Below are 15,920 nucleotides of genomic sequence, written 5' to 3'. Positions count from 1 at the left end.
GCCGGGGGTTCATCCGCGGGCGCGGAGGTACGCCTCCAGTTCGGCGGCCCCGGTCAGCAGGGCCCGCCCGCGGGCGGAGAGCCGGGCGTGCCAGTCGCCCAGGGCGGCCTCGAGCGGCTCCAGCCCGCCGGCCGCCCGTACCTGGGTGAGCAGCGGGGCGATCTGCGCCGGCAGGTAGCCGCCCCGCCTCAGCTGGTGGGCCAGCCTGGCGTCCCGTACGTCGGCCTCGTCGTAGACGCGGTACCCGGTCAGCGGGTCGCGGCGCGGGCTGAGCAGCCCTGCGCGCTCCCATTTCCGCAGCGTCGCGGGCCGGATCCCGAGCTCCCCCGCCAGCGGCCCGATGAAGGTGCCGCCGCGCCCGGACGGTTCGGGGGCGGGCAGGGGCGCCAGGTCGCGCAGCGCGTTCTCGACGGCCCGGAGGGTACGCCGGTCGTCGAGCAGCCGGGCGTGGCTCTCGTCGATGAGGCGGAACGCGTCGTCGACCGCGCCCCGGTTCACGTGCTGCATGATCGCCGTCGCCGTCGGGTGGCCGTGCCCGGGCACGAGGGCGAGGAACGCGCCCAGCGCCCGCGCGTGCAGCGGGGTGTAGGTGCGGTATCCGGAGGGGGTGCGGGCGGCGACCGGAAGGATGCCGGCCTCCTCGTAGTTCCTGATGGCCTGGGTGGACAGACCGTGCCCCCGGGCCAGGTCAATCGGCCGGAGCTGTCCCCCGGTTTGAAGGTTTCGCGCCACGGAGCGGACGATATCGCGGAAAAGTTTCCACCGAAGGTTCAACGATAGCGTTGAAGGCATGCCACCTGACATCAAGGACACCGCCCGCGCCGTCGAGGCCGCCGCCGTCATGGAGCTGCTCCCCTCCCGCCCGCGGCTGCTCGCCCTCGGCGAGCCCACCCACGGCGAGGACACCCTGCTCGACGTGCGCAACGACCTGTTCCGGCAGCTCGTCGAGCAGGAGGGCTACCGGACGATCGCGATCGAGAGCGACTGCCTGGGCGGCCTGATCGTGGACGCCTACGTCACCTCGGGTACGGGCACGCTCGACGAGGTCATGGAGCACGGCTTCAGCCACGGCTTCGGAGCGTCCGCCGCCAACCTCGCACTCGTGCGCTGGATGCGGGCGTACAACGACGGCCGGCCCGCGCCCGAGCGGCTGCGCTTCGCCGGTATCGACGGCCCGCTGGAGATCACCGGCGCCGCGAGCCCCCGGCAGGCCCTGACCGCGCTGCACGGCTACCTCTCGGCCCGGGTGGACGCGGCCCTGCTCCCCTGCACCCCGCACACGCTCGACCGTCTGCTGGGCGCCGACGACCGGTGGACCGAACCCGCCGCGATGATGGACCCGGCCCGGTCGGTGGGGCGGTCGGCCGAGGCGGCGGAGCTGCGGCTGCTCGCCGACGAGCTGGAGGCACTGCTCGACGAGCAGACCCCGCACCTGATCGCGGCGACGTCGCGGGACGACTGGGACCGGGCCCGCCTGTACGGGCGCACCGCCCGCGGGCTGCTGCGCTACCACCACTGGATGGCCGACACCTCACCGGCCCGCATGACCCGCCTGCTGGGCGCCCGGAGCCGAATGATGGCCGACAACCTCCTCGCCGTCGCCGCCCGGGGCCCGGCGCTCGTCCACGCCCACAACGCCCATCTCCAGCGGGAGAAGAGCTCGATGCGGATGGGCGGGGCGCCGCTGGAGTGGTGGAGCGCGGGCGCGCTGGTGGACGCCCACCTGGGCGAGGAGTACGCCTTCGTCGCCACGACCCTGGGCACGATCCGGCACCGGGGAGTGGACGCGCCGCCGCCGGACACCGTCGAAGGTCTCCTGTACGCGCTCCCCGAGGACCACTGCCTCGTCGACGCCCGGCAGCTGGCCGCCGCCCTCGGCGACACGCCGCCCGCGCCCCGCGTCTCGCCCTGGTTCGGCTACGCGCCGTTCGACCCGGCCCATCTGGCGGGCACCGACGGGATCGTGTTCGTCAAGGACATGCTCGAACCGCCGTTCAGCCTCCCGTGAAGCGGGGCGGGCGGCGGGCCGCCTTGGCGGTGTAGCCCTCGCGGCAGTCGTCCGAGCTGAGGGTGAGCGCCGCGGTCATCGCGACGCGGTCGAGGGCCGCGGGGAGGGCGGCGTCCGCGTAGGCGTCGACCGCGCGCTTGATGCCCTGGACGGCGAGGGGGGCGTTGGCGGCGATGTCCGCCGCCAGCGCCCTGGCGGCGGAGTCCAGTTCGGGGCCGGGGACCACCAGTTGGACCAGGTTCAGGCGCTGTGCGGTCGCCGCGTCGATGCGGCGGCCCGTCAGAGCCAGGTACTTGGCCCAGCCGGCGCCCGCCTCGCGGGCGATGCGCAGGTCACCGCCCGCGTCCACGGCCACGCCCAGCTGTGCCTCCGGCAGGGCGAAGACGGCGTCCTCGGCGGCCACCCGGATGTCGGCCATCAGCGCCAGTTCGAAGCCGAAGCCGAGGCAGTAGCCCTGGACGGCGGCCACCACCGGTTGCGGGAGGCGGGAGAGGACCGCGAACCGCTCGTGAACCCAGCGGATGCCCTCGTAGTAGTTGCGGGTGCGCTCGGCGGCGGATCCGCCGGTGATCGCGCCGCCGGGGGCGGTGACGTCGATGCCCGCGCAGAAGGCCCGGCCTTCGGCGCGCAGCAGCACGGCCCGTACCGAGGGGTCGAAGCGGATCCGGTCCGCCAGCAGACCCAGCTGGCGGGTGGACTCCCAGCTCCAGCCGTTGAGTTGGTCGGGCCGGCACAGGGTGAGCACCGCGATCCCGTCCGCGACCTCCAGCCGGATCCGCTCCTCCCCCTCCGCGATCTCCGTGGAGATGGTGTCGATCACCCTGTCCGCACCCCCGCCCGATAGCTGACGAGCCGTCAGCTTAGGGGTGGCCGGTCAGCGGGGGAAGAGCTCGAACGCGACCGCCGGGGAGCCGCCGAACCGGGCCGCCACCCGCTGGACGTTGCCGTCGAGGAAGGTGCGTACGTACTCCTCGGGGTCCTGGTCCGTCAGCACCTCGATGTAGGCCTTGTGCTCCAGCAGGGACTTCACCGAACGCTCGAAGCCCGGGCGCGCGTCGGCCGCGTGCGTGGGCGTGCTGGTGCCGGCCACCGCGACCCAGCGCACGCCGTTCCACGGCTCCAGGCCCTGCTCGGAGATGAGTTCGGGGAAGATCCACCGGTTGCCGGCGTCGGCGGCAGCGTCGAGCGTGGCCCGGCCGACGGCTTTGTGGTCGGGGGTGTTCCAGTAGCCGCCGCCCTCGTCCCCGCCCCAGGTGTCACGGTGGTTGAGGGTGATGACGAGCTCGGGGCGGTGCCGGCGGATGGCCGCCGCGATGTCCCGGCGCAGGTCGAGGCCGTATTCGACGATGCCGTCGCGGTGGTCGAGGAACTCCACCCGGGACACGCCGACGACGGCCGCGCTCGCCCGCTGCTCCGCCTCGCGCAGCGGGGCGCATTCGGCGGGGGCGATGGTGTCGATGCCCGCCTCGCCGCGGGTGGCGAGGAGATAGACGACCTCGCGGCCGCCGTCCGTCCAGTCCGCGATCGCGGCCGAGCAGCCGTACTCCAGGTCGTCCGGGTGGGCGACCACGGCGAGGGCGCGCTGCCAGTCGGTGGGCATGGGCTGCAAAGAGGCGCTCTGTTCACGTTGTTCGGTCATGCACCGCACCCTAGGCGAGGACCCGGGCCGGGCGGCGTACCCGGCCCGAGTCGCCCGGGCCGCCGCGGAACGGTGCCGTCTCAGGCCTCGTCGCGGACGAGGGCCAGGAGCCGGTCCAGGACGCGCGGGCCGCCCGCGCGGACGCCGTCGTGCTCGAACTCGTCGGTCACCCAGGTCCGCAGGCCCCGAACCGCGCGGGCGGTGTGCAGGGAGTGGGCGGTGTCGACGTACATGTCGTCGTGGTAGACGGCGGCGGCCACCGGCACCTCGTTCGCCGCGAGCCGCTCCGGGTCGTAGAGCGGTCCCCAGCCCGTGCGGGCGGCCAGGAGATCGGCGGTCTCGCGCAGCGGGGCGAGGGAGGGGTCGGCGGTGAAGTGCCAGGGGTGGATGGTCTCGCCGGTGAAGAGGAGCGGCTCGTCGCCCGCGAGGGTCTTGGCGGCGTCGAAGCGCGGGTGGCGGGCGCGCACCCGTTCGGCGGCCCAGGCGGTGGGTGCGGCAGGGTCCTGGGCGTAGATCGCCTCGTGGACGAGTGCGTAGAGGGGGTGCCCGGCGAAGGAGAGCAGTGCGCGGGCGCCCTCAAGGAAGGCGTCGGAGAGGGCGGGGCCGGCGGGGGTCGGGACGAAGGCGTCCTCCAGCAGGTAGTGCAGCTGGTGGCTGCCGTCCCCGGAGCCGAGGACGAGGCCGAGGGACTGGAAGGCCTCGACGGTGAGGCGGTAGCCGCCGGGGAGTTCGGCCGGGCGCTCGGCGAGGTGGGCCGCGATGCGGCGGGCGCGCTCGACGTCCATCGGGTACCGGGCGTAGTGGGCCAGGTTCTTGCGCTCGATGCGGGGGTACGCGGCCTCGTACACCTCCTCGGCCGTGGCGGTCAGCGAGGGCAGGCCGCCGGTGATCAGGGCGGCGGCGAGGCCCTCGGGGGCGGTGGAGAGGTAGTGGGTGGCGCAGAAGCCGCCGAAGCTCTGGCCGAGCACGGTCCAGGGGGCGCCGCCGGTCAGGCCGGGGCGGATCGCTTCGGCGTCGCGCACGATCGAGTCGGAGCGGAAGTGCGCGAGGTACTCGGCCTGTTGCGCGGGCGTGCCGCGCAGGGGCAGGGTCTGCCGGTTCACCGGGGTGGAGCGGCCGGTTCCGCGCTGGTCGAGCAGGAGGACGCGGTAGTCGGCCAGGGCCCGCTCCAGCCAGGCCTGCCGGCCGATGAACCGCCGGGCCCCGAAGCCGGGGCCGCCCTCCAGGTACAGCAGCCAGGGCAGGGACTGCGGGTCCTTGCCGGAGGCGACGACCTCCCGGGCGTACAGCTCGATCCGTTCGCCGTCCGGGCGCGTGTGGTCGAGCGGGACGGTGAACCGGTGGTCGGTGAGGACCGTACCGGGCTGGCGGTAGCTGTGGGCGATGGTCACGGACGGCCCCTGGGGTACGAGGTGCGGTGACCCGCGCCCCGGCCGGATCGCGGCCGGGGGCGGGTATGGCGGTCCGTCGGAGTCTAGGCCGTCTCCTTCGGATCTCGTACGGGCCCCGGCGCCGGTCCGGGGCTTACGGGAACTCGACCACGGAGCGGAGGACCTCGCCGCGCTCCATGCGGGCGAAGGCGGCCTCGACGCCGTCGAGGGGGATGGTCTCGGAGACGAAGGCGTCGAGGTCGAGCCGGCCCTGGAGGTAGAGGTCGACGAGGAGCGGGAAGTCGCGCTCGGGCAGGCAGTCCCCGTACCAGGAGGACTTCAGGGCCCCGCCCCGGCCGAAGACGTCGAGGAGCGGGAGTTCGAGCTTCATGTCCGGGGTCGGTACGCCGACCAGGACCACGGTCCCCGCCAGGTCGCGGGCGTAGAAGGCCTGACGGTAGGTCTCGGGGCGGCCCACGGCGTCGATGACCACGTCGGCGCCGTTCCCGCCGGTCAGGCCCTGGATGGCCTCGACCACGTCCTCCTTGCGGCCGTTGACGGTGTGGGTGGCGCCCAGGCCGCGCGCCCACTCCAGCTTCCGGTCGTCGAGGTCGACGGCGATGATGCGCGAGGCGCCGGCCAGCCGGGCGCCGGCCACGGCGGCATTGCCCACTCCCCCGCAGCCGATGACGGCGACGGAGTCGCCCCTGCCGACGTTGCCCGTGTTCAGGGCCGCGCCGAGACCGGCCATCACCCCGCACCCGAGGAGTCCGGCGGCGGCCGGGGAGGCCGCCGGATCCACCTTGGTGCACTGGCCGGCCGCGACCAGGGTCTTCTCGGCGAAGGCGCCGATGCCGAGCGCCGGGGAGAGCGGGGTGCCGTCCTCCAGGGTCATGGGCTGGGTGGCGTTGTGCGTGGCGAAGCAGTACCAGGGGCGGCCGCGCCGGCAGGCCCGGCAGGTCCCGCACACGGCACGCCAGTTGAGGATGACGAAGTCGCCGGGGGCCACGGAGGTGACGTCCGCGCCGACGGATTCGACGATCCCGGCGGCCTCGTGGCCGAGCAGGAAGGGGAACGCGTCGTTGATGCCGCCCTCGCGGTAGTGCAGGTCGGTGTGGCAGACCCCGCAGGCCTGGACCCGGACGAGCGCCTCGCCCGGTCCCGGGTCGGGCACGAGGATCGTCGTGGTCTCCACCGGCGCGCCCTTGCTCCGGGCGATGACCCCTCGTACGCGATGCGTCACGTTCGTTCTACCCCGCTCTCGTTGAGTTCCGTCCGAACGTACACGGGCTTCGTGCAGTACGGGAGTTGCCTCACTCCGCGGCGTGCGATCTGGCCAAGTCGGACGGTACGGAGGCACGCAGGGCCGCACCGAAGGCGGCCACGGCGGGGTGGCGGGCGGCTCCGCTGCGGAAGGCGAGTTGCGTCCGGCGCTGCATGCGCAGGCGGGTGAGGCGTACGGCCGGTTCGGCGGGGCCGGTGATGCCGAGCTGGGGAACGACGGCCACGCCCTGACCGGCGGCGACCAGCGCGAGGACCGTGGCGAACTCGTCGACCTGGTGGCGGATCCGGGGCGTGAAACCGGCGGCCTGGCAGGCCCGTACGGTCATGGCGTGGCAGAGGGTGCCGGGGGTGGCGGTGATCCAGGGGTCGTCGGCGTGGCGGCGGAGGACGGTGCCCTGATCGGGGGCCGTGCCCTTGTCGGGGAACGTGCCCTCGTCGGGCGCCTTGCCCTCGTCGGGCGCCGTGGCTCCGCCGGGGAACGTGCCCTCGTCGGAGGCCGCGCCCCCGTCGACGGCCGGACCCGGCGCAGGGACCCGGCCCGGGGCGGCGGTCCGCTGCGGGGCCCGTCCCGCGGGCGCGGCCAGGTACATCGCCTCCCCGTACAGCGGCTCGGTGGCGAGCCCCGGCTCGCGGGCGGCGGGCACCAGGTCGTAGGCGTGGACCAGCGCCACGTCCAGGTCTCCGGAGCGCAGGGCGTGCGCGACCGCCGCCGGGTCGGTCTCGCAGACCATGGGCTCCAGCCCGGGGTGGCGCCGGGCGAGGGCGACGAGGGCCGCGGGGACGATGGCCCGGGTGGCGGTCGGGAAGGCCCCGATGCGCAGGGCGCCGGCCAGGCCGCCGCGGGCCTCGGCGAGGTCGGCATCGGCCTGCTCCAGCCGTTCGAGGACGGCTTCGGCGTGGCGGACCAGGTTCTGCCCTGCCGGGGTGAGCCGGACCCGGCGGCCGGTGCGCTCCAGCAAGGGCAGTCCGGCTTCCCTTTCGAGGACGCCCAGTTGCTGGGACACCGCCGAAGGGCTGAATGCGAGGGCCTCGGCCACGGCGGCGATGGTTCCGCGGCGGGCCAGTTCGCGCAGCAGGCGCAGGCGTCGTACGTCGAGCATCGGCTCAGCTTACGAGTCGGGTAAGAAATGCGAACTGGATTCGGGCCTCGGGGCAGGTGACGCTCGAAGGCATGACACAGGACATCGCACGCGGACGCATCACCACCGAGCTCATCACACCGGGGGCCGTCCCCGCGGAGCCCCTCACCGCGGAGCCCCCCGCGGCGGGCCTCCCGCTCCACGGCATCCACGTGCCGCTGGTCACCCCCTTCACCCGCGGCGGGGACATCGCCGCCGAGGCCCTGGAGGCGCTCGCCCACGAGGTGCTCGACGCGGGCGCCACCGGGATCGTCGCCCTCGGCACCACCGCCGAGACGGCCGCTCTGGACGAGGCGGAGCGGGACCTCGTCACCGACGTGTGCGCCCGGGTCTGTGGTGAGCGGGGCGCACTGCTGACCGTGGGGGCCGGGGCGAGCGGGACCCGGGCCGCGGAGGCCTCGCTGGCCCGGCTGTCCCGGTGGCCGCAGGCGCGGGCGGCGCTGGTGACGGTGCCCTCGTTCGTGCGGCCTTCGGCGGCGGGGGTGTCGGCGCACTTCGCGCGGCTGGCCGAGGTGAGCCCCGTACCGCTGATCGTCTATCACATCCCGTACCGGACCGGGCAGCCGCTGGACGCCGCCGCGCTGCGGGGGCTCGGGGCGCTCGCGGGGGTGGCGGCGGTGAAGTACGCGGGCGGCGGCATCGACCAGGACACGGTGGAGCTGCTCGGCGACCTGCCGGAGGGGTTCGCGGTACTGGCCGGGGACGACGCGTACCTGTCGCCGCTGCTGGCGCTGGGTGCGGCGGGCGGGATCCTGGCCTCGGCGCACCTGGCGACGGCCCGCTTCGCGGAGCTGGCCGCCGCCTGGCGGGCGGGCGACGTGGGGCGGGCGCGGCCGCTGGGGCACGCGCTGGCCCGGATCTCGGCGGCGGCCTTCGCCGAGCCCAATCCGGCGGTGGTCAAGGGCGTGCTGCACGCCCAGGGGCGGATCCCGGATCCGGGCGTACGGCTTCCCCTGCTGCCGGCGTCGCGGGAGGCGGTGGCGGCCACGCTGGAGCGGCTCGCGGAGCTCTGAGGCGGGGTGGCGGGAGGGACGGAAAGGGACGGGAGGGGACGGGAGGGGCAGCGGGGGCTCTGGAATGTCGGAATGAGTCCGTGATGGGCGATTCGCAACCAACGGGTGGCTCGCCCGAATGCGGCATAGGGAGAGCGGACTTGTCCGTCTGTCCGCCCGCCCCACGGCGGGCCCTTCAAACCGTGATGTGAGTCACTCGGGAGCGTCAACATCATTTCCCCGCGTGGGCCGGATTCCCTTTTCCCGGAAAGAAAGTTGACCGGTGCGCAAAGGTGCCGCCAAGGTCATTTTCGGGGCGGAAGGCAGGAAGTCGATCTACCGGTGTAATTCGGGCCTTGTTCCGGCCCCGCGGGCTCGCCTACGGTCACCCTCACTCCCGGTGGACAGCTGCCGAATACGGCCACCTCCGGGCTCTCCCGTCCCCCCACGTGAGGAAGTCCGCCATGCCCGCAAAGGGTAAGCACCGTCGGCCGAAGCACCACCCGATCGCCCGCAAGCTGGCTCTCGCCGGCACCGGTGGCGCGGCCCTCACCCTTCCGCTGATCAGCGCGACCACCGCCGGGGCGGTGGAGAAGACCACCGCTCCCGCCGCCACCGCCGCTGCCACGACCTATTCCGTGGTCGCCGGCGACACCCTTTCGGAGATCGCCGCGGAGCATTCCGTGGCCGGCGGCTGGAAGTCCCTCTACGAGGCGAACCGGAGCGTCATCGGCGCGAATCCGGCGATCATCCGGCCCGGCATCAAACTGAAGCTCGGCACCAAGGCGGAGGCCCCCCGCGCGAGCCGGTCCGGCGCCCGGCCGACCACCCTCTACCCGAACAATCTCGACGGCTGGATCCGCGAGTCCCTGGACGTCATGGCCAAGCACGGAATTCCCGGCACCTACAACGGCATCTACCGCAATGTGATGCGCGAGTCCTCCGGCAATCCCCTCGCCATCAACAACTGGGACATCAACGCGCAGAACGGCATCCCGTCCAAGGGCCTGCTCCAGGTCATCGACCCGACGTTCCGCACCTACCACGTGCCCGGCACCTCGCAGGACTCCTACGACCCGGTCGCCAACATCACCGCCGCCTGCAACTACGCGGCCGCCCGGTACGGATCCATCGACAACGTCAACGGCCCCTACTAGGCAAGAAGACGGGCCTTCTGGGGGGGAGGGCTCAGAGCCGGCCCGTGCGCGGGCGGTGCGTGCGGGCGCGCAGGAGGATGCGCAGCGGGGCGACCAGACCGTAGCCGGTGTCCCGGCGGACGGCGGTGATGCCGGCGCGCTCCACGGCGTTCAGCTGCTGCGCCATGAGCTGCAGCATGGTCGCGACGACCGGGCGCAGGCCCGGTGCGGCCAGGCCGAGGTGGCCGTCGGTGGCGTCGAGTGCGGTGCGGGCGCGGCGGGTTTCGTCGGCGAGGAGGGCGCGCACCGCCGGGGTGTCGCGGCCCTGTTCGAGGTCGGCGCGGGTCACGGAGTGCTCGGCGAGCCGGTCGCGGGGGATGCAGAGCCGCCCGTCCGCGAGGTCACCGGCGAGGTCGGCGAGGAAGTCGACGCGCTGGGCGGCGTCGACGAACCGCCGCCAGCCCGCTGCCTGTTCCGGGTCGGGACCGCCCTGGTACTGCAGGCCGGTGAAGACCAGGACGCCGGGCCAGGCGTAGGCGTCGAGGTAGGCCTGGAAGTCCTCCTCGCCGGCGAAGCCGTCGAAACCGGCCTCGGCCGTGGCGGCACCTTCCAGGAACCGGGAGACCCAGTGCGGGGGCAGGGCGCGGGCCTGCACGGCGTGGGCGTAGGCCCGCAGCACCGGGTCGGGGCTGTCGCCCGACTTCAGCGCCGCCTCGACCTGCTCCGTCAACGCGGCCAGGGCGGCGGCGCGTTGCTGCGGGCTGCCGGTTTCGGCCACGTCGTCGACGAGGTTCATGAAGGCGAGACCGGCGGCCAGCCAGGGCACCAGCGGCGGGTCGGCGAGCAGGCGCAGCGTCAGGTAGGGGGCGGATTCCCGGCGGAGCACCCGGCGTGCGGCATGTGTGTAGTCCTCCCGCAGCCGGGTGCCGGAGATCCCGGCCGCCGTGAGCGTGGTGCGCCAGCTCGGCATGGTGGTGGTGCTCCCCTCGAAACGTTTCTCCCCGCCCGTACGAGGATCGGGAGCCAGGATGTCAGGAGCGGGTGTCAGCAGCGACGGCGGTCCGCGGTGACCGTGCCCTGGACCGCGGACACCGTGCGGTCGTAGCAGCCGCCCGGCGCTCCGGAGCCGTGCACCCGGTGGCGGACGGTGGTGGTGGCGACCGCGTGCCGCTGGTCGCGCGGGACGTTCGCGGTGTAGGTGGCGTCACCGGTGTACCGGTCGTCGAGCCGGGTGGTGTCGACGCTCCGGCCGCCGCGCAGGGTGACGGTGTCCGCGCGGTCTCCGAGGGAGAGGACGGTGCGCAGCCGGTCCCCGGCGCCGAGGGTGGTCTCGCCGTCCATCGTGTAGGTGCGTGCGGTGCGGGTGGCGGTGGCCCCTCGGGTCACGGTCTCCTCGTCGGTCCAGGTGGCGCTGAGCGCGTCACGGTCCTCGCCGTCGGTCCAGCGGTGGACGGAGGTGCCCCGCACGGCCCGGGTGACGGTGGTGGTGACCCGGCCGTGGGAGGTGTCGAGGTGTCCGGTGACGGTCAGCCGGTGGGCGCCCTCGGTGTCGAGGCGGTGTTCGGCTCCGGGCGTGCCCGGTGTGGCGGGCGTCCAGCGGGAGGAGTTGGCCGGATCGCTCTGCTCGTGCCGGGTCAGGGCTCCGGTGACGACCTCGCGGGCCTCGTCCTGCCAGAGCAGCAGGTTGGTGGGGGTGCTCCAGCCGCTCTGCCCGGCCGGCACGCCGGCGACGGTCACCTCGATGCGGTGCGGGCGGCCGTCGTTGAGGAGGGCGGCGTAGGGGGTGAGGTCGTAGAGGACGGGCTGGACGTCGAAGGCTCGGGGGCCGGGGGTGACGTACCAGAGGAAGGGGTTGGACCAGCCGCCGGTCCAGACGGTGGGGAAGGGCGCGGCGATGCCCGCGAGCCGGCCGTCGACCGAGATCCGGACTTCGCGGTGGGGGCCGTCGGCGGCCTTGCAGGAGTACGGGGCCGCGTCGGGGGTGGTCATGTACCAGTACTCCTCGCAGCCGCCGCCCGACCCCGTGGCGTAGACCTCGGCGAGGAGGCGCTCGGTGTTGCGCGGGGTGCTGACGGCCGGGGAGGTGAGCGGCAGGACGCGGTCGGGGGTGTCGGGGGCGGCGGCAGAGCGCTCGGCGGCGTAGAAGGTGAGGGTGACCTTGACGTCGATGACGCCGGTGTAGGTGTCGTTGACGACGTTGCCGATGAGCATCTCGACGGGCTGGGGGCGGGTGAGGGTGTCCCGGTAGCGGGTGACGTCCTTCTCGACGGACCAGGTGATGCCGTCGGGCGAAGGCTGCGGGGTGGAGGTGCGGAGGATCTCGACGCCGCCGAGGGAGAGGTGTCCGAGCCGGTCGTACTGGCGGCCCTTGACCTTGCCGTCGAGGCGGAGCACCACCTTGGCCCAGTGGTCGGCGCCACAGGCCCGGGGCGGCGCATAGCTGCCCCGGTAGGGGGTGAAGTCGCGGAACTGCGCTTCGGCGAGGGTCACTTCGCAGGACCGGGTCGCGGGCCGGGTGACGGGCGGGGCGGCGGTGAGCGGGTCGTGCCAGTCGGTGCCGAACTCGGCGGGCGGGTCACCTGCGGCTGTGGTGGCGGCCGGCTGTGCGCTCGCGGGGTACGCGGCCGCGGCCGGCGCGGTCGTGGCGTGCGCGGGTCCCGCGCCCGCCAGGGTGGCGGCGGCCAGCGCGATCGCGCCGAGCACGCCCATGGTCCTGTGTCGTCTCATGGGCCCGCAGTGAAACCCGGCCCGCCCGGCCCGCGCCAGGGCCGGTGTGCCGAACGTGGCGCGATTTCGCCCCCGCGGCCGGACGGCAGGAGCCGGCCCTGGCACCGGCTCCGGCTCAGGCCGGCAGGACCACGATGCCGTCGTCGTCCGCGTGGACCGTGTCCCCGGGGCGGAAGGTGGCGCCGCCGATCGTGACGGGCACGTCCACCTCGCCCGCGCCGGTCTTCCCGCTCTTACGGGGAACCGTGCCCAGCGCCTTGACGCCGAGGTCGAGCCCGCCGAGGGCCACGCTGTCGCGGACCGCGCCGTTGATGATCAGGCCCGCCCAGCCGTTGCGTGCGGCCGCGCCCGCGATGAGGTCGCCCACCAGGGCGGTGCGCAGCGAGCCGCCTCCGTCCACGACGAGGACGGCGCCTTCGCCCGGTCCGTGGACGAGTTCGCGCAGCAGCGCGTTGTCCTCGTGGCAGGACAGGGTCCGCACCGGGCCGGCGAACAGCCGGCGGCCGCCCAGCTGCCGGAACGGGGCGCCGCAGATGCCGAGGTCCTCGCCGTGCTCGTCGTACATGTCGGCCGTGGGGACTGGGGTGACGCTCATCTCGCTGAAACTTCCTCGCTGCTCGTTCTCGCTCGTACGTCGCGCCGTGCGGCCAGCGTAATGGGCAACCCGGGACCCTGCGGCGGGCCCGGGACCCCGCGGCGGGGCCGGGATCTGCGGCGGCCCGGGTCAGTCGCGGGAGTTGCCGAAGAGGATCCGGTAGCCGATGAGCAGGACCAGCGAGCCCGCGATGGCGGAGCCCCAGGTGGCCAGGTCGAAGAACTGGGTCTGGACCGGCCGGTCCAGGAACCGCGCCGAGAGCCAGCCGCCGATGAAGGCGCCGGCGACGCCGATGAGGGTGGTGCCGATCAGGCCGCCCGGGTCCCGGCCGGGCAACAGGAGCTTGGCGATGCCTCCGGCCAGCAGTCCCAGGATGATCCAGCCGACGATCCCCATGCCCGTTCACTCCGTTTCGGTGGTCCGGTGTTCACCGGGGAGGACGCGGCCGGGGCCGAAACGGTTCTCCGGGCGCCGGGCCGGACGTGCGGCTCAGGCCGCCACGCGGTTGACCGGCCCGGTCGACCCGGTCTGCGTGGTCGGCGCCCCCGGCAGGTCCGGCGCGGCCGGCAGGGCCCGGGCGGTGGGCGGCGCGGGCGTACGGGTCAGCAGGAGCACGCCGCGCGCCGCGGCGAAGGCCCCCGCCACCGCGAGCAGCACTCCCAGGGCGCCGCCCTGGAGGCGTTGGCCGAGCAGGACCATGCCGATGGCGGCCGCGGCGAGCGGGTTGGCCAGGTTCACCACGGCGAGGGGGGCGCCGAGCCCGCCCCGGTAGGCCCGCTGCGACAGGAGCAGCCCGCCGACCGCGAACACCACGACGAGCAGGGCCACCCCGATGACCCGCACGCTGAGGAGGGATCCCCCGCGCCCGCCCGCCACGGCCACGGTCTGGGTCAGGGCGGAGGCGGCCGCGGAGGCCAGCCCGGAGGCCGTGGCGTGCCGCAGGCCGGAGCGCGGGTCCTTGACGGCGGTGAGCAGCAGGATCACCGCGGCCGTGGCCCCGGACACGGCGAGCGCCTCGGCCAGGGTGAGGGTGTCGTCGGGGGCCGGTCCGGAGGCGGGGAGCAGCAGCAGGCCGAGTCCGGCGACGGTGGCCAGGGTGCCCCGCCACTCGGTGGTCGCCACCCGGCGCCCCGCTCCGCGCGCACCGAGCGGGACGGCGGCCACGAGGGTGAGCGCGCCGAGCGGCTGGACCAGGGTGAGGGGACCGTAGCGCAGGGCGGCGGCGTGCAGCAGCGCGGCGGCCGCGTTCAGCCCGGCCGACCACCACCAGGCGCTGTTGCCGAGCAGGGCCCCGGCGGTGCGGGCGACGGCGGCCCGGGCGAGCCGCTCCTGGGCGACGGCGGCGGACGCGTAGGCCACGGCCGAGGCGAGGCAGAGGCCGACGGCGAGGGCGGTGGCGTTCATCGCCCGGCCCCCACGACCTCGGCGGCGCGCCGCGGGGCGGGCGGCTGCTGCTGCACCACCGCTCCCGGAGGTGCGCCCGCGTCGGCGCCCGGGTCACTCGGGTGGCCGGCGGCGCCACTCCGCGCCGGCCGCGGGATCAGCAGGAGGGCCGCCCCGAGCAGGACGGTCGCCACGATGGCGTCGAGCCAGTAGTGGTTGGCCGTGCCGACGACGACCAGCAGGGTCAGCAGGGGGTGCAGCAGCCACAGCCCACGCCACGCGGACCGGGTGGCGGCGATCATGCCGAGCGCGAGCATGAGCGCCCAGCCGAAGTGCAAGGAGGGCATCGCGGCGAACTGGTTGGCCATCGTGTCGGTGGCCGGCGCGGCCCCGTAGACGGTGGGCCCGTAGACCCGGCCGGTGTCGATCAGGTCCGCCTCGCCGAGCATCCGCGGCGGCGCGAGGGGGAAGGCGAGGTGCAGGGCGAGGGCGGCGCCGGTGAGGACGGCGAGGACGCGGCGGGTCCACAGGTAGTGGTGGGGGCGACGCAGGTAGAGCCAGACCAGGAAGAGCGCCGTCGCGGGGAAGTGGACGGCCGCGTAGTAGGTGTTCGCGCCGTGGACGAGGGCGTCCCCGTGCAGCAGCAGCCGCTGGACCGCACCCTCGCCGGGCAGGTGCAGGGCGCTTTCGGCGTCCCGGATCCGGGCGGCGTTGCGGAAGGCCTCGTCCGTGCGCCCCGTGGAGAGCATCCGGCCGGCTTTGTAGACGGTGAACAGCCCGGCGACGAGCAGCAGCTCGCGTATGAGGCGGCGGCGCGCGGCTCTCGGTCCGGCTGCCGGATCGGCAGGTGTGGTGTGGGAGGTCATCCCCCGGTCTCTCTTCCTGTACGCGCACATCGACACGGCACATATCGACACGCCAGTGTATCGATACATTCGCGTATCGATACGACCGTGTACCGATACGCTCGCGTTCCGCTACACTCGTACTCGAACCCACACCCCCGGCGCCCCCGAGGAGAGCCGCACCCCGATGACGTCGACTCCCACCCCCGCGCGCCGCTCCAAGATCACACCGGAGCGGGAGCAGGAGTTCTACGAGGCCGTCCTGGACCAGCTGCGCGAGCACGGCTACGAGGCCCTGACGATGGAGGGCGTCGCGGCCCGGGCGAGCTGCGGCAAGTCCACGCTGTACCGGCAGTGGAAGACCAAGCCCCAGCTCGTCGCCGCCGCCCTGCGGGCGAACCGGCAGGGCACCCTGGTGGCGGTGGACACCGGGACGCTGGCGGGCGACCTGCGCGAGGCGGCCCGGATCGCGGGCTGCGGCTCGGGACGCGACACCCGGCTCATGCAGGCCCTCGGGCACGCCGTGCTCAGCGACGAGGAGCTCCAGGCCGCGCTGCGCGAGGCCCTGGTCGAGCCGGAGCTGGCGGCGTTCGACGCCATGGTGGAGCGGGCCGTGGCGCGGGGCGAGATCGCCGCGGACCACCCGGCCGTGGAGTTCATGCCCGCGCAGCTGATGGGCGTGCTCCGCATCCGGCCGGTGCTGGAGGGGCGGTACGCCGACGCCGACTACCTGGTGCGGTTCGTCGACGCGGTCATGCTCCCCTCCCTGGGTCTGGCAGCACCCGGGACCCCCTGAACCGGC

Annotated in this window: 16 protein-coding genes; 4 read left to right on the top strand and 12 right to left on the bottom strand. The window is 74.4% G+C overall.

The genetic code is table 11. The annotated features are described in order from the left end of the window. Positions 1–9 precede the first annotated feature (9 nt). Entirely contained in the window at positions 10–732 is a 723-nt protein-coding gene (locus tag ACIP5M_RS05630) for a TioE family transcriptional regulator (protein WP_401192286.1), read from the bottom strand. A gap of 58 nt (positions 733–790) precedes the next feature. Here ACIP5M_RS05630 and ACIP5M_RS05625 point away from each other — a divergent pair, with 58 nt between their 5' ends. Beyond that, positions 791–2,008 (top strand): erythromycin esterase family protein, encoded by a 1,218-nt coding sequence (locus tag ACIP5M_RS05625; protein WP_401192282.1) that lies wholly within the window; start codon positions 791–793, stop codon positions 2,006–2,008. Here ACIP5M_RS05625 and ACIP5M_RS05620 read toward each other — a convergent pair. The 5 genes from ACIP5M_RS05620 to ACIP5M_RS05600 form a co-directional block, all read right to left on the bottom strand. Then, complete coding sequence (locus tag ACIP5M_RS05620) at positions 1,995–2,828, bottom strand: enoyl-CoA hydratase/isomerase family protein (RefSeq protein WP_401192279.1); 834 nt, start codon at positions 2,826–2,828, stop codon at positions 1,995–1,997. The genes ACIP5M_RS05625 and ACIP5M_RS05620 overlap by 14 nt on opposite strands. A 54-nt stretch (positions 2,829–2,882) precedes the next feature. Then, on the bottom strand, positions 2,883–3,647 hold the full coding sequence (locus tag ACIP5M_RS05615; protein WP_401192276.1) for a PIG-L deacetylase family protein: 765 nt from the start codon (positions 3,645–3,647) through the stop codon (positions 2,883–2,885). A gap of 80 nt (positions 3,648–3,727) precedes the next feature. After that, positions 3,728–5,032, bottom strand: a complete 1,305-nt coding sequence (locus ACIP5M_RS05610) for an alpha/beta fold hydrolase (RefSeq protein WP_401193515.1) — start codon at positions 5,030–5,032, stop codon at positions 3,728–3,730. A gap of 139 nt (positions 5,033–5,171) precedes the next feature. Continuing rightward, positions 5,172–6,260, bottom strand: a complete 1,089-nt coding sequence (locus ACIP5M_RS05605; RefSeq protein ID WP_401192273.1) for an S-(hydroxymethyl)mycothiol dehydrogenase — start codon at positions 6,258–6,260, stop codon at positions 5,172–5,174. Positions 6,261–6,330: 70 nt separating this feature from the next. Then, complete coding sequence (locus ACIP5M_RS05600; protein WP_401192271.1) at positions 6,331–7,401, bottom strand: LysR substrate-binding domain-containing protein; 1,071 nt, start codon at positions 7,399–7,401, stop codon at positions 6,331–6,333. Between the two features lie 71 nt (positions 7,402–7,472). On the opposite strand from ACIP5M_RS05600, the gene ACIP5M_RS05595 reads away from it, so the two are divergent. Both ACIP5M_RS05595 and ACIP5M_RS05590 read left to right on the top strand, forming a co-directional pair. Then, positions 7,473–8,453: a dihydrodipicolinate synthase family protein gene (locus tag ACIP5M_RS05595; protein ID WP_401192268.1), complete on the top strand. Its 981-nt coding sequence runs from the start codon at positions 7,473–7,475 to the stop codon at positions 8,451–8,453. A gap of 443 nt (positions 8,454–8,896) precedes the next feature. Further along, entirely contained in the window at positions 8,897–9,589 is a 693-nt protein-coding gene (locus ACIP5M_RS05590; RefSeq protein ID WP_401192265.1) for a transglycosylase SLT domain-containing protein, read from the top strand. A gap of 31 nt (positions 9,590–9,620) precedes the next feature. On the opposite strand, the gene ACIP5M_RS05585 is transcribed toward ACIP5M_RS05590, so the two are convergent. From ACIP5M_RS05585 to ACIP5M_RS05560, 6 genes are all read right to left on the bottom strand, one after another. Continuing rightward, positions 9,621–10,538: a phytoene/squalene synthase family protein gene (locus ACIP5M_RS05585; protein ID WP_401192262.1), complete on the bottom strand. Its 918-nt coding sequence runs from the start codon at positions 10,536–10,538 to the stop codon at positions 9,621–9,623. Positions 10,539–10,612: 74 nt separating this feature from the next. After that, positions 10,613–12,295: a peptide-N4-asparagine amidase gene (locus ACIP5M_RS05580; protein WP_401192259.1), complete on the bottom strand. Its 1,683-nt coding sequence runs from the start codon at positions 12,293–12,295 to the stop codon at positions 10,613–10,615. A 115-nt stretch (positions 12,296–12,410) separates the two neighbouring features. Beyond that, positions 12,411–12,890, bottom strand: coding sequence for a ribonuclease E activity regulator RraA (gene rraA, locus ACIP5M_RS05575; RefSeq protein ID WP_401192256.1), 480 nt, complete (start codon positions 12,888–12,890; stop codon positions 12,411–12,413). A gap of 129 nt (positions 12,891–13,019) precedes the next feature. Continuing rightward, complete coding sequence (locus tag ACIP5M_RS05570; protein WP_401192254.1) at positions 13,020–13,286, bottom strand: GlsB/YeaQ/YmgE family stress response membrane protein; 267 nt, start codon at positions 13,284–13,286, stop codon at positions 13,020–13,022. 93 nt (positions 13,287–13,379) lie between these two features. Further along, positions 13,380–14,294, bottom strand: a complete 915-nt coding sequence (locus ACIP5M_RS05565; RefSeq protein WP_401192251.1) for a hypothetical protein — start codon at positions 14,292–14,294, stop codon at positions 13,380–13,382. Further along, positions 14,291–15,139, bottom strand: coding sequence for a phosphatase PAP2 family protein (locus tag ACIP5M_RS05560; RefSeq protein ID WP_401192249.1), 849 nt, complete (start codon positions 15,137–15,139; stop codon positions 14,291–14,293). The genes ACIP5M_RS05565 and ACIP5M_RS05560 overlap by 4 nt, the downstream gene beginning before the upstream one ends. A gap of 166 nt (positions 15,140–15,305) precedes the next feature. Here ACIP5M_RS05560 and ACIP5M_RS05555 point away from each other — a divergent pair, with 166 nt between their 5' ends. Further along, positions 15,306–15,914, top strand: coding sequence for a TetR/AcrR family transcriptional regulator (locus tag ACIP5M_RS05555; RefSeq protein ID WP_401192246.1), 609 nt, complete (start codon positions 15,306–15,308; stop codon positions 15,912–15,914). Positions 15,915–15,920 lie beyond the last annotated feature (6 nt).

Source organism: Streptomyces sp. NPDC088762 (genome assembly GCF_044750905.1).
Lineage (GTDB): Bacteria > Actinomycetota > Actinomycetes > Streptomycetales > Streptomycetaceae > Streptomyces.
Note: the sequence above shows the minus strand (reverse complement) of the source record. Positions and strands in the feature narration are given on the sequence as shown.

Coding starts and splice junctions, on each gene's coding strand:
- ACIP5M_RS05595 (WP_401192268.1), top strand. CDS start 7,473: ATGACACAGGACATCGCACGCGGACGCATCACCACCGAGCTCATCACA.
- ACIP5M_RS05570 (WP_401192254.1), bottom strand. CDS start 13,286: ATGGGGATCGTCGGCTGGATCATCCTGGGACTGCTGGCCGGAGGCATC.
- ACIP5M_RS05590 (WP_401192265.1), top strand. CDS start 8,897: ATGCCCGCAAAGGGTAAGCACCGTCGGCCGAAGCACCACCCGATCGCC.
- ACIP5M_RS05580 (WP_401192259.1), bottom strand. CDS start 12,295: ATGAGACGACACAGGACCATGGGCGTGCTCGGCGCGATCGCGCTGGCC.
- ACIP5M_RS05555 (WP_401192246.1), top strand. CDS start 15,306: ATGACGTCGACTCCCACCCCCGCGCGCCGCTCCAAGATCACACCGGAG.
- rraA (WP_401192256.1), bottom strand. CDS start 12,890: ATGAGCGTCACCCCAGTCCCCACGGCCGACATGTACGACGAGCACGGC.
- ACIP5M_RS05585 (WP_401192262.1), bottom strand. CDS start 10,538: ATGCCGAGCTGGCGCACCACGCTCACGGCGGCCGGGATCTCCGGCACC.
- ACIP5M_RS05560 (WP_401192249.1), bottom strand. CDS start 15,139: ATGACCTCCCACACCACACCTGCCGATCCGGCAGCCGGACCGAGAGCC.
- ACIP5M_RS05600 (WP_401192271.1), bottom strand. CDS start 7,401: ATGCTCGACGTACGACGCCTGCGCCTGCTGCGCGAACTGGCCCGCCGC.
- ACIP5M_RS05615 (WP_401192276.1), bottom strand. CDS start 3,647: ATGACCGAACAACGTGAACAGAGCGCCTCTTTGCAGCCCATGCCCACC.
- ACIP5M_RS05565 (WP_401192251.1), bottom strand. CDS start 14,294: ATGAACGCCACCGCCCTCGCCGTCGGCCTCTGCCTCGCCTCGGCCGTG.
- ACIP5M_RS05625 (WP_401192282.1), top strand. CDS start 791: ATGCCACCTGACATCAAGGACACCGCCCGCGCCGTCGAGGCCGCCGCC.